The 15,908-nt window shown below is 65.1% G+C and carries 12 protein-coding genes; 6 read left to right on the top strand and 6 right to left on the bottom strand.

What is annotated here, in order from left to right; genetic code table 11:
- Nucleotides 1-140: 140 nt before the first annotated feature.
- Together ACAW63_RS12065 and ACAW63_RS12070 are read right to left on the bottom strand one after the other, a co-directional pair.
- Entirely contained in the window at nucleotides 141-611 is a 471-nt protein-coding gene (locus ACAW63_RS12065; protein WP_371233913.1) for a MaoC family dehydratase, read from the bottom strand.
- Nucleotides 608-1,561 (bottom strand): lysophospholipase, encoded by a 954-nt coding sequence (locus ACAW63_RS12070; RefSeq protein ID WP_371233914.1) that lies wholly within the window; start codon nucleotides 1,559-1,561, stop codon nucleotides 608-610. Before ACAW63_RS12070 ends, ACAW63_RS12065 begins: the two co-directional genes overlap by 4 nt.
- Before the next feature lie 336 nt (nucleotides 1,562-1,897).
- On the opposite strand from ACAW63_RS12070, the gene fadD2 reads away from it, so the two are divergent.
- A complete protein-coding gene (gene fadD2 / locus ACAW63_RS12075; RefSeq protein ID WP_371233915.1) occupies nucleotides 1,898-3,586 on the top strand; it encodes a long-chain-fatty-acid--CoA ligase FadD2 in 1,689 nt (562 codons plus the stop codon).
- Between the two features lie 74 nt (nucleotides 3,587-3,660).
- Here fadD2 and ACAW63_RS12080 read toward each other — a convergent pair whose 3' ends face one another.
- Nucleotides 3,661-3,909, bottom strand: a complete 249-nt coding sequence (locus ACAW63_RS12080) for a YdcH family protein (protein ID WP_275610697.1) — start codon at nucleotides 3,907-3,909, stop codon at nucleotides 3,661-3,663.
- 522 nt (nucleotides 3,910-4,431) lie between these two features.
- Here ACAW63_RS12080 and fadD1 point away from each other — a divergent pair.
- The 3 genes from fadD1 to hrpA all read left to right on the top strand — a co-directional run bounded on the left by fadD1 (nucleotide 4,432) and on the right by hrpA (nucleotide 12,072).
- On the top strand, nucleotides 4,432-6,117 hold the full coding sequence (gene fadD1, locus ACAW63_RS12085) for a long-chain-fatty-acid--CoA ligase FadD1 (RefSeq protein WP_371233917.1): 1,686 nt from the start codon (nucleotides 4,432-4,434) through the stop codon (nucleotides 6,115-6,117).
- Between the two features lie 85 nt (nucleotides 6,118-6,202).
- Nucleotides 6,203-7,888 (top strand): methyl-accepting chemotaxis protein, encoded by a 1,686-nt coding sequence (locus tag ACAW63_RS12090; RefSeq protein WP_371233919.1) that lies wholly within the window; start codon nucleotides 6,203-6,205, stop codon nucleotides 7,886-7,888.
- A 164-nt stretch (nucleotides 7,889-8,052) separates the two neighbouring features.
- Nucleotides 8,053-12,072 (top strand): ATP-dependent RNA helicase HrpA, encoded by a 4,020-nt coding sequence (hrpA, locus tag ACAW63_RS12095; protein WP_371233920.1) that lies wholly within the window; start codon nucleotides 8,053-8,055, stop codon nucleotides 12,070-12,072.
- A 105-nt stretch (nucleotides 12,073-12,177) separates the two neighbouring features.
- Here the strand turns inward: hrpA and ACAW63_RS12100 are convergent, their stop codons facing one another.
- Nucleotides 12,178-12,882: a glutathione binding-like protein gene (locus ACAW63_RS12100; RefSeq protein WP_371233921.1), complete on the bottom strand. Its 705-nt coding sequence runs from the start codon at nucleotides 12,880-12,882 to the stop codon at nucleotides 12,178-12,180.
- Between the two features lie 139 nt (nucleotides 12,883-13,021).
- Between ACAW63_RS12100 and ACAW63_RS12105 the strand changes: the two genes are divergently transcribed.
- On the top strand, nucleotides 13,022-13,459 hold the full coding sequence (locus ACAW63_RS12105; RefSeq protein WP_371233922.1) for an HIT family protein: 438 nt from the start codon (nucleotides 13,022-13,024) through the stop codon (nucleotides 13,457-13,459).
- Nucleotides 13,460-13,478: 19 nt separating this feature from the next.
- Here ACAW63_RS12105 and ACAW63_RS12110 read toward each other — a convergent pair whose 3' ends face one another.
- Nucleotides 13,479-13,898: a 3-isopropylmalate dehydratase gene (locus ACAW63_RS12110; RefSeq protein WP_371233923.1), complete on the bottom strand. Its 420-nt coding sequence runs from the start codon at nucleotides 13,896-13,898 to the stop codon at nucleotides 13,479-13,481.
- 195 nt (nucleotides 13,899-14,093) lie between these two features.
- Between ACAW63_RS12110 and ACAW63_RS12115 the strand changes: the two genes are divergently transcribed.
- Nucleotides 14,094-15,158, top strand: a complete 1,065-nt coding sequence (locus ACAW63_RS12115; RefSeq protein WP_371233925.1) for a GGDEF domain-containing protein — start codon at nucleotides 14,094-14,096, stop codon at nucleotides 15,156-15,158.
- Between the two features lie 5 nt (nucleotides 15,159-15,163).
- Here ACAW63_RS12115 and ACAW63_RS12120 read toward each other — a convergent pair whose 3' ends face one another.
- On the bottom strand, nucleotides 15,164-15,676 hold the full coding sequence (locus tag ACAW63_RS12120; protein ID WP_371233927.1) for an ankyrin repeat domain-containing protein: 513 nt from the start codon (nucleotides 15,674-15,676) through the stop codon (nucleotides 15,164-15,166).
- Nucleotides 15,677-15,908 lie beyond the last annotated feature (232 nt).

Raw genomic sequence — 15,908 nt, forward strand, 5'->3', positions numbered from 1 at the left:
GCGGCTCCGATTCCCGGTGATGGGGTTTCGGGCGGAGGGCCTTCGGTTATCCCAGTGATTGAACTGACGAGGGGCAGGGTAGTTGAGACGGAAACTGTATACAAGTTTCCGGGGCCGGATGGCCGACCCCGGAATGCGCGTCAGCCGATGGTGATCGGCGGCAGGGCAGGCAGCTCGATATTGAGCTTCTCGGTCGGTGCCATGACTTCGGCCTCGCCTTTCACTACGGCCTTGCCGTCCTGGTTGAGCACCACGGTGCCGATGCGCACGCGGTTCTTCGGCAGCTTTTCCAGCACTTCCAGTTCCACCGTCAGTTCGTCACCGAGCTTCACCGGGCGGGTGAACGTCAGGTTCTGGCCGAGGTAGATGGTGCCAGGGCCCGGCAGGGTGGTGGCGATTGCCGCGCTGATCAGCGCGCCGGTGAGCATGCCGTGGGCGATGCGCTCCTTGAACTGGGTGGTGGCGGCGTATTCGGCGTCCAGGTGCACCGGGTTGCGGTCGCCGGAGACCTCGGCGAACAGCTGGATGTCGCGCTCGCCGACGCTGCGCTTGAAGTTGGCCTTCTGGCCGACTTCGAGTTCTTCGTAGGGGACGTTCTGGACCTGGGTCATATGGGCTCCTCGAGAGTCTCGGCCTGGCGGACGGGGCAGTGCGCGCCCAGCCAGTCGATCAGGTTGTGGGTGACCTCGTCACGGTTGCTCTCGTTGAACAACTCGTGACGCGCGTCGGGATAAATCTTCAGTTGGACGTCACGAACCCCGGCCCGGGTCATCGCCTGGGCGAGATCGCGCAGGCGCTTGCCCTGGCTGACCGGGTCGCGCTCGCCGCCGATCACCAGCACGGGCAGGTCGCTGCGAATGCGCGAGAGATGCTCCAGCGGGGTGATGTCGGCCAGGCCACCGAGCAGGTCCAGCCACAGCTGGTTGCTGCAGCGGAAGCCGCAGAGCGGATCGTTGACGTACTTGTCGACTTCGACGGGATCACGGCTGAGCCAGTCGAAGGCGGTGCGGTTCGGCTTAAAGGCCTTGTTGAAGGAGCCAAAGGACAGAAAATCGATCAGTGCGCTGCGCCCCAGCGGGCCTTGCCGCCAACGCTCGAAGCGGGCGATGGCGCGGGCACTCCTGTACAGCGCCACCGGCTGGTAGTTGGAGCCGGACAACACCGCCGCCTTCAGGCTGGCGCTGTGCTGCATCAGGTAGGCGCTGGCGATGTAGCTGCCCATGCTGTGGCCGAGCAGGACGATGGGCAGGTCCGGGTGTTCTTCGCGGATGTGCTGGTTCAGCGTATGCAGATCGCCGATCACCTTGCCCCAGCCGCCGTGGTCGGCGTAGTGGCCCAGCTCGCCATGCTCGGCGGTGCGGCCGTGGCCGCGCTGGTCGATGGCGTAGAGGTGGTAGCCGGCGGTGTTCAGCACATGTCCCAGGCGCTCATAGCGGCCGGCGTGCTCGGCCATGCCGTGGGACAGCATCAGGGCCCCGCGGGACGGGCCTTCCGGCGCCCAGTGGCGGGTGTACAACGGCGTCTCGTCGCTGGCGGTCAGCCAGTAGGCAGCGTAGGGCATGGGTCCTTCCCGATTGTTGTACGAATTATCGAGCGCAGAGGAGACATGGCGATCATCGCCGACGCTGCGCAGTGTACAGCGCTGCGCGTGTCTGCCCAGGCGATTTTTGCTCAGGCCCGCGCGCGGACATTTCCTGTATGGATTGCGTCGGCTGGCCTAGGCTTCCCGCGACGCCAGGCGTTGGGGGCATTGCGCCTGGCAAGGCGGCGGTGGGGCAAGATTCACGCAGTCAATGACGCGTGCGGGAGTCTTTGCGCTGACCGGGGGAACTGCTAGCTTCCGTCAAATGACCGCAATGGCGGTTTGGTTTCGCTCAGGTACGAGGACAAGAAAAACATGCAACCTGATTTCTGGAACGACAAACGCCCGGCCGGCGTGCCCAGTGACATCGATCTGGCGGCCTACAAGTCCGTGGTGGAAGTGTTCGAGCGCTCCTGCAAGAAGTTCGCCGACCGTCCGGCGTTCAGCAATCTGGGTGTGACCCTGACCTACGCCGAGCTGGACCGCCTGTCCGCCGCCTTCGGTGCGTACCTGCAGAAGAATACCGACCTCAAGCCCGGCGACCGTATCGCCGTGCAGATGCCCAATATCCTGCAATACCCGATCGCCGTGTTCGGCGCCCTGCGCGCCGGCCTCATCGTGGTCAACACCAACCCGCTCTACACCGCCCGCGAGATGCGCCACCAGTTCAAGGACTCCGGCGCCCGCGCGCTGGTCTACGTGAACCTGTTCGGCAAGCTGGTGCAGGAAGTGCTGCCCGACACCGGCATCGAATACCTGATCGAGGCGCGCATGGGGGATATGCTGCCTGCGCTCAAGGGCTTCGTGGTCAACACCGTGGTCAAGCACGTGAAGAAGATGGTGCCGGAGTACAACCTGCCCCAGGCCGTCTCCTTCAAGGACGCCCTGCGCCAGGGCCGCGGCCATGGCTTGCAGCCGGTCAAGGTCGGCCTGGAAGACATCGCGGTGTTGCAGTACACCGGCGGCACCACCGGCGTGGCCAAGGGCGCCATGCTCACCCACGGCAACCTGGTGGCCAACATGCAGCAGGTTCATGCCTGCCTGCAGCAGCACGGCCCGGACGGCAAGCCGCTGATGCAGGTGGGCAACGAGGTGATGATCGCGCCGCTGCCGCTGTACCACATCTATGCCTTCACCGCGAATTGCATGTGCATGATGGTCAACGGCAACCACAACGTGCTGATCACCAACCCGCGCGACATCCCCGGCTTCATCAAGGAACTGAAGCAGTGGCGCTTCTCCGCGCTGCTGGGCCTGAACACTCTGTTCGTCGCCCTGATGGATCGCCCGGAATTCAAGGAGCTGGACTTCTCCAACCTCAAGGTCACCAACTCCGGCGGCACCGCGCTGGTCACCGCCACCGCCGAGCGCTGGAAGGCCATGACCGGTTGTTCGGTGGTCGAGGGCTATGGCCTCACCGAAACCTCGCCGGTGGTGACCACCAACCCGTACGGCGACAAGGCGCGCCTGGGCACCGTGGGCATCCCGGTGGCGGGAACCGCGCTGAAGGTAATCGATGACGAGGGCCGCGACCTCGGCCTGGGCGAGCGCGGCGAGCTGTGCGTGAAGGGCCCGCAGGTGATGAAGGGCTACTGGCAGCGCCCGGAAGCCACCGCCGAGGTGCTGGACGCCGAAGGCTGGCTGCGCACCGGCGACATCGCGGTGATCGACCCGGACGGCTTCGTGCGCATCGTCGACCGTAAGAAGGACCTGATCATCGTCTCCGGCTTCAACGTCTACCCCAACGAGATCGAGGACGTGGTCATGGCCCACCCGAAGGTCGCCAACTGCGCGGCGGTCGGCGTGCCGGACGAGAAATCCGGCGAGGCGGTGAAACTGTTCGTCGTGCCGCGCGAGGGCGGGGTGACGGTGGAAGAACTCAAGGCATACTGCAAGGAGAATTTCACCGGCTACAAGGTGCCCAAGCACATCGTCATCAAGGACGCCCTGCCGATGACGCCGGTGGGCAAGATTCTGCGCCGGGAGCTGCGCGAAACCGCCTGAGGTGAGCGTGGACGAAAAAGGGGGCTGATCCGGGATCAGCCCCCTTTTTTGTTGCTGGTTGCCGGCCGAGTGGGTCAACCGCCACAGCTGCCACTGCCGCATTGGCAGCAGCCATCCTTCTTGCGCAGGATCTCGTACAGGTCGTCCTTGAGCTGCAGCTTCTGCTTCTTCAGCGTCTCGATGGTGTCGTGCGAGGCAGGGGTGATACCGGCTTCCATGTTCTTGATCTGCTGGTCGAGATCGTTGTGGCTATGGAAGAGCTTGGCGAAATGCGGGTCCTCGGCCTTGAGGCGGGTAATCTTTTCACGGAATTCGGGAAACATGAGGGTTCTCCAGGAGAGTGCAAAAGCACTCTGCGGGATACGAACCTGGCGGGTGTTGAGGCAGATCATTCCCAGGGGGGGATTTCGCCGATATCTGGCGGATGAAGCTTTCATCGATCGGAAGCGGCGACGAGTGTCTTTTCGCTTCCCCGCTGGGCAGTGCCCTGCGCCAGCCCGTCGGATCCGACACCGATGGTTCACCTTGCCAATGGGAACTGGTCTGAGCATCAATACCCGTTCTTTTTTCCGGTTTCATCTCCCTGAAACCAGCCTTGTCGGACAATCCAACAAGGCTGCAGCCCTTCTGGGACGGGCTTTTCCGACGAGTGGAAGGTGAGTGACCGGAACGACTGTTTTCGGTCATTTTTCTGACTGGAAAGGCTGTGTTTGGTGCTGGTCGCTGTTTCTCAAAGCTGCTAATCTCGGCCCGCTTTTCGCTCCCTGCCGCCAGGGAAAGCGACATAAACACAACAACGAACCGCACTGCGGTAAAGATGAGCTGTTGCTTAGGAGTGGGCTTCCATGACCGACAATTTCTGGAAGGACAAATACCCAGTGGGGATCGCTGCCGAGATCAACGCTGACCAGTACCCGAACATCCTCGCGGTACTCAAAGAGTCCTGCCAACGCTTTGCAAACAAGCCTGCCTTCAGCAACCTGGGCAAGACCCTGACCTACGGCGAGATGTACAAGCTCTCCGGGGACTTCGCGGCCTATCTGCAACAACACACCGATCTGAAGCCCGGCGATCGCATCGCCGTGCAACTGCCCAACGTGCTCCAGTACCCGGTCGTGGTTTTCGGCGCCATGCGCGCCGGCCTCATCGTGGTCAACACCAACCCGCTGTACACCGCGCGGGAGATGGAACACCAGTTCAACGACTCCGGCGCCAAGGCGCTGGTGTGCCTGGCGAACATGGCTCACCTGGCGGAAGAAGTTCTGCCCAAGACCGGCATCCGCAACGTCATCGTCACCGAAGTGGGTGACATGCTGCCGCCGCTCAAGCGCTTCATCGTCAACTTCGCGGTCAAGCACATCAAGAAGATGGTGCCGGCCTACAACCTGCCGCAGGCGCAGAAGCTCACCGACGTCCTGGCCAAGGGCCGTGGCAAGGCGGTGGCGGAAGTCTCGCCCAAGAGCGACGACGTGGCCGTGCTGCAGTACACCGGCGGCACCACCGGCGTGGCCAAGGGCGCGATGCTGACGCACCGCAACCTGGTGGCCAACATGCTGCAGTGCAAGGCACTGATGGGCGCCAACCTCAACGAAGGCTGCGAGATCCTCATCGCGCCGCTGCCGCTGTACCACATCTACGCCTTCACCTTCCATTGCATGGCGATGATGCTCACCGGCAACCACAACATCCTGGTGACCAACCCGCGCGACCTGTCGAGCATGGTCAAGGAACTGTCGCAGTGGAAGTTCACCGGCTTCGTCGGCCTGAACACCCTGTTCGTCGGCCTGTGCAACAACGAAGGCTTCCGCAAGCTGGACTTCTCCGCGCTGAAGCTGACCCTGTCCGGCGGCATGGCCCTGCAACAGGCCAGCGCCGAGCGCTGGAAGGACGTCACCGGCTGCGCCATCTGCGAAGGCTACGGCATGACCGAGACCAGCCCGGTGGTGTCGGTGAACCCCTTCCAGAACATCCAGATCGGCACCATCGGCATCCCGGTTCCGTCCACCCTGTGCAAGGTCATCAGCGATGACGGCCAGGACCTGCCGCTTGGCGAGCGTGGCGAGCTGTGCGTGAAGGGCCCGCAGGTGATGAAGGGCTACTGGCAGCGCCCGGAAGCCACCGACGAGATCCTCGACAAGGACGGCTGGCTGCGTACCGGCGACATCGCGATCATCCAGGACGACGGCTACATGCGCATCGTCGACCGCAAGAAGGACATGATCCTGGTGTCGGGCTTCAACGTGTACCCCAACGAGCTGGAAGATGTGCTCGCCACCCTGCCGGGTGTGCTGCAGTGCGCCGCCATCGGCATCCCGGACGAGAAGTCCGGCGAGTCGATCAAGGTCTTCGTGGTGTCCAAGCCGGGCGTCACCCTGACCAAGGAGCAGGTCATGCAGCACATGCACGACAACCTCACCGGCTACAAGCGTCCCAAGTCCGTGGAGTTCCGCGACAGCCTGCCGACCACCAACGTCGGCAAGATCCTGCGTCGCGAATTGCGCGACCAGGAGCTCAAGAAAGTCAAGGCTTGAGCCGATAGATAAGAAACCCGCCGCGAGGCGGGTTTTTTGATGCCCGCACGGATGCGGCGCCCCTCTGAACCTGAGGTATCGCGCCTTGAACACTGCACTGCGTCTTCGCGCCAAGGTCCTGCTCCTGGCGATCATCCCGATCCTGATTCTCACCCTGCTGCTGTGCGCCATCACCACGGTCGCCCTGAATCGCCTGGCGGCCCAGCAGGAAGCGCAGATACGGGAAAACCTCACCCACGACCGCGAAGCGCAGCTGAAGAACTTCGTCGACGTTGCCCTGGCGGCCGTCGGCCCGGTCTACCAGACCGCCGCCGAAGGCGATGCCCAGGCTCGCGAGCAGGGCGTGGCGATCCTCAAACGCCTGGAATACGGCAAGGGCGGCTACTTCTGGGGCTACGACACCCGCTCCGTGCGCGTCTTCCAGGGCACCAGCGATGAACGCCTGGGCGAAGACTTCAGCGCCTACCGCGACCCCAACGGCGTCTACGCCATCCGCGAGCTGGTGGCGGCGGGGCAGAGTGGCCGGCACTACGTGCGCTACAGCTTCACGCTGCCCGGCGGCAATGCCATCGTGCCGAAGATCGGCTACGCCCATTACCTGCCCAAGTGGAACCTGGTGTTCGGCACCTCGCTCAACCTCGACGACGTCGAGCATGAGGCGCAGGAAGCCGGCGCCGCCTTTACTTCGAAGATCGACGACCTGCTGCTGCTCATGGGTGGGTCCGCGCTGGCGCTGCTGGTAGTGATCGGCCTGCTGGCCGGACTGTTCAGCCGAGCCATCGTCCAGCCGATCGTCGACGTGCGCGACAACCTCGATGACATGGCCGCCGGCGACGGCGATCTGACCCATCGCCTGAAGCTGGCGCGGCATGACGAACTGGGCGAACTGGCCGGCTCCTTCAACCGCTTCGTCGAGAAGATCCATGTGCTGGTGCAACAGGTGGCCGGCACCACCCAACAGCTATCCGGCCTGGTTGGGGACGTGGCCCAGCAGGCACAACGCTCGGAGCGGGCGATGGATGGCCAGCGCCACGAGACCGACCAGGTGGCCACCGCCATCAACGAAATGACCGCCGCCGCTCAGGAAGTGGCACGTAGCGCCCAGCAGGCCGCCGACGCCGCACAGCAGACCGACCGCGAAGGTCAGGCGGCCAAGCGCGAGGTGGACCTGTGCGTGGCGCAGATCAACGACCTGGTGGGTGAGGTGCGCAGCAGCAGCGACTCCCTCGACACCCTGCGCCAGGACGTGCAGGGCATCGTCGGTGTGCTGGAAGTGATCCGCTCCATCGCCGAACAGACCAACCTGCTGGCGCTCAACGCCGCCATCGAAGCGGCCCGCGCCGGCGAGGCCGGGCGCGGTTTCGCCGTGGTCGCCGACGAGGTTCGTGCGCTCGCCAGCCGCACCCAGCAGAGCACCGGCGAAATCCAGCAGATGATCGACCGCCTGCAGGGCACCACCGCCGGTTCGGTGAACGCCATGCAGCGCGCCAGCGAGATGGCCGAGCGCACCCGTGGCCAGGCCAACCAGGCGGGGCAGTCGCTGGACGCCATTGCCCAACTGATCGGCACCATCAACTCGATGAACGCGCAGATCGCCAGCGCCGCCGAGGAGCAGACCGCCGTGGCCGAGGAGATCAACCGCAGCGTGCACCAGATCGCCGGCGCCGTGGATGGCGTGGCCGACGATGCGGCGAAGGGCGCGCGCACCGCGACCGAGCTCAATGGCCTGGGCGAGCGCCTGCGCGCGCTCGTCGGCCAGTTCCGCATCTGATCCGGCGGGGCGCAACGCCCCGCCAATCCGGGCCGCGGCGCATTCGGCATGGCGGCCCGTGCCGGTCTTTTGCGACAATTCGCGGATTGTCGCCATGACAGCCCATTCCAGGGACCGGCCCCGCACCTGTTCGCGCCGCTCCCGCCCAGATTCCCGCGAAGCCGATGACCACTGATAGCACGCCGACTCCCGAACAGCTCCTGCAACGCATGGATCACGCGCTGATCCGCGACCGCCATCGCCTGCGCCGGCAGCTCCATGAACTGCGCAAGCACCCGGACGCCGCCAAGCTGGCGCAGTGGGCCGAACGCTTCCAGGCGTCCTGCGCCAAGGTCGAGGCGCGTCGCGCGAGCATCCCGAAGATTCGCTACGACGACAGCCTGCCGATCGCCGCCAAGCGCGACGAGATCAAGGCCGCGCTGGAGAAGAGCCAGGTGGTGGTGATCGCCGGCGAGACCGGCTCGGGCAAGACCACCCAGTTGCCGAAGATCTGCCTGGAGCTGGGCCGCGGCAGCCACGGCCTGATCGGCCACACCCAGCCGCGCCGCCTGGCCGCGCGCAGCGTGGCGACCCGCGTCGCCGAGGAAATCGGCACGCCGCTGGGGGCGCTGGTCGGCTATCAGGTGCGCTTCGAGGACCAGAGCGACGACAGCACGCTGATCAAGCTGATGACCGACGGCATCCTGCTGGCCGAAACCCAGCACGACCGCTACCTGGAACGCTACGACACGATCATCGTCGACGAAGCCCACGAACGCAGCCTGAACATCGACTTCCTGCTCGGCTTCCTCAAGACGCTGCTGCCGCGCCGCCCGGACCTCAAACTGATCATCACCTCGGCGACCATCGACCTGGAGCGCTTCTCCAAGCATTTTGGCGATGCGCCCATCGTCGAGGTCTCCGGCCGCACCTATCCGGTGGAAACCTGGTATCGCCCGCTGGCGGCGGAAGTGGACGAGGACGGCGAAGCGCTGTTCGACGACCTTTCCGTGGACCAGGGCATCCTCCGCGCACTGGACGAGATCGCTGCCCACGAGCGCGAAGTCGGCAAGCGCCCCGGCGACGTGCTGGTATTCCTCCCCGGCGAGCGCGAGATTCGCGACGCCGCCGAGATGCTGCGCAAGGCCAACCTTCGCCACACCGAGGTGCTGCCACTGTATGCGCGCCTGACGCCGGCCGAGCAACAGAAGATCTTCGCGCCCATGCCGGGGCGCAAGATCGTGCTGGCCACCAACGTCGCCGAGACCTCGCTGACCGTGCCCGGCATCCGCTACGTGATCGACAGCGGCACCGCGCGCATCAGCCGCTACAGCTACCGCGCCAAGGTCCAGCGCCTGCCCATCGAAGCCATCTCGCAGGCCAGCGCCAACCAGCGCAAGGGCCGTTGCGGGCGGGTCGAGCCGGGCATCTGCGTGCGGCTGTACAGCGAAGAAGACTTCAACGGCCGCCCGGCCTTCACCGATCCGGAAATCCTGCGCACCAACCTGGCGGCGGTGATCCTGCAGATGCTGCATCTGCGCCTGGGCGACATCGAGGCCTTCCCCTTCATCGAGCCGCCGGATGGCAAGGCGATCAACGACGGCTTCACCCTGCTGCAGGAACTCTCGGCGGTGAACCGCGAGGGCCAGCTCACGCCGCTGGGCCGCCAGCTGGCGCGCCTGCCGATCGACCCGCGCCTGGGCCGCATGCTGCTGGAAGCGACGCAGCAGGGCAGCCTGCCGGAAGTGCTCACCGTGGCCAGTGCACTGTCGGTACAGGACCCGCGCGAGCGCCCGATGGACCGCCAGCAGGCCGCCGACCAGGCCCACGCCCAGTGGAAGGACCCGGACTCGGACTTCGCCGCACTGATCAACCTCTGGCGCGGTTTCGAGGAACAGCGCCAGGCGCTGGGCTCCAACGCCCTGCGCAACTGGTGCCGGAAAAACTTCCTCAATTACCTGCGCCTGCGTGAATGGCGCGATGCGCACCGCCAGCTGACGCTGATCTGCCGCGAACTGCAGCTGCCCTTCGGCTCCAAGTCTGACGGCGCCCAGCGCAAGAACGACCCCGCGCGCGAACAGCCCCGGCAGCACGACAACCGTGGCCGCCAGCCGGTCGCCAAGGCGGACGAGCCAAAGGCCCGCGACATCGACTACGCCGCCGTGCACAAGGCAATCCTCTCCGGCCTGCTCAGCCAGATCGGCCAGAAGGCGGAGGAGGGCGACTACCTCGGCGCGCGTCAGCGACGCTTCTGGATTCACCCTTCCAGCGTGATCGGCCGCAAGAAGCCGCAGTGGATCATGGCCGCCGAACTGGTGGAGACCACCAAGCTGTTCGCCCGCATGGTCGCGAAGATCGAGCCGGACTGGCTGGAGCCGCTGGCCGGGCACCTGGTTAAGAAGAACTACCTGGAGCCGCACTGGGAAAAGCGCCGTGGCCAGGTGGTGGCCTACGAGCAGGTCACCCTCTACGGCCTGATCATCATCGGCCGCCGCGCCGTGCACTATGGCCCGATCGATTCCCCGGTATCCCGCGAGATGTTCATCCGCGAGGCGCTGGTGCGTGGCGAGATCAACAGCCGCGCCAAGTGCCTGTCGGCCAACCGCCAGCTGCTGGAAAAGCTCGACGAGCTGGAAGCTAAGGCCCGCCGGCGCGACATCCTCGCCGACGAGGAAACCCTGTTCGCCTACTACGACGCGCGCCTGCCGGCGGACATCTACCAGTCCGCCAGCTTCGAGAAGTGGTACGAACGCGAGCACAAGCAGCAGCCGAACCTGCTGATCATGCGCGAGGAAGATGTCCTCGCCCGTGACGCCAGCGAGGTCACCGCCGGCCTCTACCCGGACCGCCTGCGTCTGGGGGAACTGCAATTGCCTCTGACCTATCACTTCGAGCCGGGCCACGTGCGTGACGGCGTAACCGTGCGAGTGCCCGCGCCCCTGTTGCCGCAACTGCCCGCCGAACGCCTGGAATGGCTGGTGCCGGGCCTGCTGGAGGCCAAGTGCGTGGAGCTGGTGCGCAGCCTGCCCAAGGCGATCCGCAAGAACTTCGTGCCGGTGCCGGACTTCGTCAAGGCTGCGCTGGGCAAGATGGTCTTCGCCGAAGGCAAACTGTCCGAATCCCTCGGTCGCGAGCTGCAGCGCATGACCGGCAGCCGCGTCACGGAAGAAGCCTGGGCGGAAGCCGAGACCCAGGTGGAAAGCCACCTACGCATGAACATCGAAGTGGTCGACGCCCGCGGCAAGTTCCTCGGCGAAGGCCGCGACCTGGTCGAACTTACCGCGCGTTTCGCCGAGGCCAGCCAGGCCGCGCTGGCGATCCCGCAGGCGGACAAGCCGCAGAAACCGGTGGAAGCCAAGGGCTTCACGGAAGTGGCGGAGAAGGTCCAGCAGAAGGTCGCCGGGCTGTCGATGACGGTCTACCCGGCGCTGGTGGAAGAGGCCGGCGTGGTGAAGGAAAACCGCTTCCCGACCCAGGCCGAGGCCGACTACCAGCACCGCCGGGCCCTGCAACGCCTGCTGCTGCAACAGCTTGCCGAGCCGGCCAAGTTCCTGCGCAGCAAGTTGCCGGGGCAGACCGATATGGGCCTGCTCTACCGCGAGCTGGGCCGGGTCGAGGCGCTGGTGGAAGACATCCTGCTGGCCAGCCTGGACAGCGCCATTCTCGACGGTGAGAACAACCTGCCGCGCGACGGCGCCGGGCTCGCGTCACTGGCCGAGAAGAAGCGTGGTGCCTGGACCGAGCACGCCGAGCGAATTGCCCGCCTGACCCTGGAAATCCTCAAGCTCTGGCACGGCCTGCAAAAGCGCTTCAAGGGCAAGGTCGACCTCGCCATGACCGTGCCGCTGAACGACGTGAAGGGCCAGTTGGCCAAGCTGGTCTACCCCGGCTTCGTGCGCGACACGCCGCTGGAGTGGCTGAAGGAAATCCCGCGCTACCTCAAGGCGGTCGAGCAGCGTCTGGACAAGGTTGCCGGCCAGGTCCAGCGCGACCGCGTATGGAGCAGCGAGATGGCCGGCTACTGGGAACAGTATTCGGCGCGCCTGGCCAAGCACGCCCAGGAAGGCAAGCGCGACCCGGAGCTGGTGCTGTACCGCTGGATGCTGGAGGAGTACCGCGTCTCGCTGTTCGCCCAGCAACTGGGGACCAAGCTGCCGGTGTCGGACAAGCGCCTGTCGAAGCAGTGGAGCCAGGTCGAAGCCTGATGCTCGAGCTCTTCGTAGGAGCGAGCTTGCTCGCGAACCCGTCCAGCTCCTGAGCTGCCGGGGAATCCGTTCGCGAGCAAGCTCGCTCCTACAGGGTGTGAATCCTCAATCCCGCTTCGGGATATTCAGCCCGCGCTGCACCGCTGGCCGCGCGAGGAAGCGTTCCAGCACGCGCTTCACGTTGGTGAACTTCTCGAATTCCACCAACTCGCCGGCCTCATAGAAACCGATCAGGTTGCGGATCCACGGGAAGGTGGCGATGTCGGCGATGGTGTAGCGCTCGCCCATGATCCAGTCGCGGCCTTCCAGGCGCTGGTCGAGCACGGCCAGCAGACGCCTGGCTTCATCGACGTAGCGCTGCAGCGGGCGCTTGTCCTCGTAGTCCTTGCCGGCGAATTTGTTGAAGAAGCCGATCTGGCCGAACATCGGGCCGATCCCGCCCATCTGGAACATCACCCATTGCAGGGTCTCGTAGCGGCCGCTGGCGCCGGGGGCGATCAGCGAATCGGTCTTGTCGGCGAGGTAGACCAGGATCGCGCCGGACTCGAACAATGCCAGCGGCTTGCCGTCCGGACCGTTGGGATCGATGATCGCGGGGATCTTGTTGTTCGGGTTGAGCGAGAGGAATTCCGGGGACATCTGGTCGTTGCGCTCGAAGCTGACCAGGTGCGGTTCGTAGGGCAGGCCGAGCTCTTCGAGCATGATCGAGACCTTCACGCCGTTGGGCGTGGGCAGCGAGTACAGCTGCAGGCGGTCAGGGTGTTCGGCGGGCCATTTGCGGGTGATGGGGAACGCGGAAAGATCCGACATGCAAACTCCGATCTGTTGAGCGAAAGGCCTCAGGATAGACCGCTGCGCGTCGCCGGTCATGACCAGCGGGCGACAAACCGGTATGGTGCGGTCCCATAGTCATCGGCCCCACACCCAGTCAAGGGAAAAGGAACCCATCATGAGCCTGCACGGCACCTACGACCCGCAGAACATCTTCGCCCAGATCATTCGCGGCGACGCCCCCTGCTACAAGCTGTACGAGGACGACGACGTGCTCGCCTTCCTCGACCTGTTCCCGCAGTCCTACGGCCATACCCTGGTGATTCCGAAGAACTCCCCGGCACGCAACATCCTCGAGGTCGATCCCGAGGCGCTGGGCAAGGTGATGCGCGTGGTGCAGCGCCTGACCGGCGTGCTGGTGGCGGAGCTCAACCCCGATGGCGTGCAGGTCGCCCAGTTCAACGGTGCGCCGGCAGGGCAGACGGTGTTCCATATCCACATGCACATCGTCCCGCGCTATGCTGGCGAAGGCCTGGGGATTCACGCGGCGAACAAGGCCGAGGCGGCGGAACTGGAGAAGTTGCAGGCACGCCTCGTCGCTCGTCTGAACGGCTGAGGCGCACCCGAGCCGGCGGTTACTGGACCGCCGGCTTGATGTCGAAACCGGTGCGGTTGTCGCTGTTGATGCGGAAGGCGTTGTTGCCGCCGGGCTCCAGCGACACCAGCAGTTCGCGGCGCAGCATCGCCTTGCTGCACAGGCCGTCGCCGTCCTTGTCGCCGATGATGCCGACCACGTGCTTGCCGACCGGCACGTGGAAGCTGGCCGATTCGCCCTTGCCAATGCGCGCCGCCACTTCGTGGTCGATGGTGACAGCGACGTAGCAGCCGCCACCGATATAGCCCACGTCGCGGGTCACGTCGACCTGGACGCTGTCCTTGCCCGGTTGCTGATAGGCCAGCAGTCGATCGCTGGGAACGGGATGGACTTCATCGCTCTGGTATGAGGCGCAGCCGGACAGCACCAGCAACGACAGGACAGCAAGGATCGAACGCATAGATTTCCTCCACGGATGATGCAGCGAAGGCTAGCCCAGAGCGGCCGATCCTGCCGTGAATCGGCCAGCGCAGCGAATGAATCAGTCAGATAGCCCTACGGACTGTGGGAAATTGGAGTAGTCTTCTGAGACGGGAGACAGGCCGGATGATGGGGACGGTCGACCCGCTGACGGCCGAGCCAAGGAGCCAGGCTGATGTACCACAACAGCGATCCCGAGCAACTCTACGAGCCCAGCACCGGGCCATCGGGGCTGGAAGAGGCTGATCATCGCCTGCTGATGCGGCTGATCTTCGTCTGCACCGGAGTGACCCTGGGGGTGTTCTGCATCCTCCAGAGCCTGGCCGGCAACTATTGGCTGGCCATCGCCGAGGCGGCGGCTTGTGGCCTGCTGTTGTGGGCCTCGCACCGGCTCAAGCGGGTGCGCCACCTGGTGCCATGGATCTTCGCCTACCTGATTCCGACCTTCTGTTTCATCCTCTATATCATCGTCATGCCCAAGGCCTCGGCCTCGGCGTTTGTCTGGGTCTACCTGATGCCGGTCATGGCCTATCTGTTGCTGGGGCAGTGGCGCGGTTTCCTGCTGAGCGTGCCGTTCATGCTGCTGGCGACCCTGATGTACCTCTACATGAACCATCTGCGGCTGGATGCGCCAGGGTTGATCGATATCGGCAATGGCATATTCTGCGGTGTGCTGGTACTGGCCTTCATGCACCTCTACGAAGGGCGCCGCGCCGATGCCTACAAGCAGCTGCGCCGCCTTGCACTCACCGACACGCTGACCGGGGTAGCCAGTCGCGAGAGCTTCCAGCGCGCCTTGCAGCGCTGCATCCAGGAATCGGCCCGCTACGACACGCGACTGGTGCTGGTGGTGCTGGATGTCGACCACTTCAAGCTGATCAACGACCAGTGGGGGCATGAGGCCGGTGACAAGGCCCTGCAGCACCTGTGCAAGTGCCTGCGCCACCGGCTGCGCGCCACCGACCTGATCGGCCGTCTGGGCGGGGAGGAGTTTGGCATCCTGCTGCCGTTCACCGACCGCTTCGATGCCCAGCCGCTGGTGGAGGCGCTATGCCAGGAAGTGGCCCGGCGGCCATTGGAGTACGGCGGGCAGCACATTCCGCTGTCCGCCACCTTTGGCCTGGCCGAGTGGCCCACCGATGGCCTGGATGCCGACGAACTCTACCGCTGCACCGACCGTCGCCTGTATCGCGGCAAGGCGGAAGGCCGCAACCGGCTGGTCCACAGCGACCCGGCCTGAGTGGCTCAGGCCGCTTCGAGCAGGGCGAGGGTATCAGCGGCGTTCATCATCCGCGCGGCGGCCAGGGGCGTCAGGCCGCTGGCATCCTGGGCGGCAAGGTTGGCGCCGTGTTCCAGCAGGCAGCGGACGATCTCCGGACGATTGAACATCGCCGCCATCATCAGCGCAGTCTTACCGTCGGCTGAGGCGCCCTCGACGTCGGCACCTTGCGCCAGCAGCAGACGGACCATCGGCAGGTTACCCTTGAAGGCCGCACCGGCCAGAGGAGTCTGCCCGGCGTTGTTGCGCAGGTCCGGGTCGGCGCCGTGCTCCAGCAACACGCGCACCGTGTCGAGGTGGCCGTAGTAGCTGGCCAGCATCAGCAGGCTGTCGCCCTTGTGGTTGCGCAGATTGGCCGGCAGGCCCTGGCGCAGCAGCGCGGCGAGGCGCTCGGTATCGCCCTGGCGGGCCAGATCGATCACCTGGTTGGCAAATTCCAGTGTCTGTTCGTCCATTTCCGGGCGGGGCATGTCACTCATCCTGTCTGTCTCCCTGGGCAATGACGTGAAGCATACGGGCCGCTGCCGATTCCGGCGCGCCAGTGGTGGCTATGATGCCCTTGCAGAAATTCAATCGATCGGGCCATGCCAGGCAGTACGAAGCTTTCTTACGGAAAGTGGCGCAATCACCACGCTTTGTCGGCGACTTTTTGCCGAAAATTGCAGCATAATCAGCGTCCCGTGGTTGTACTAAGGTGCCACCGCGGACCGC

Origin of the sequence: Pseudomonas sp. QE6 (assembly GCF_041379005.1) — a bacterium.
Taxonomy (GTDB): Bacteria; Pseudomonadota; Gammaproteobacteria; order Pseudomonadales; family Pseudomonadaceae; genus Pseudomonas.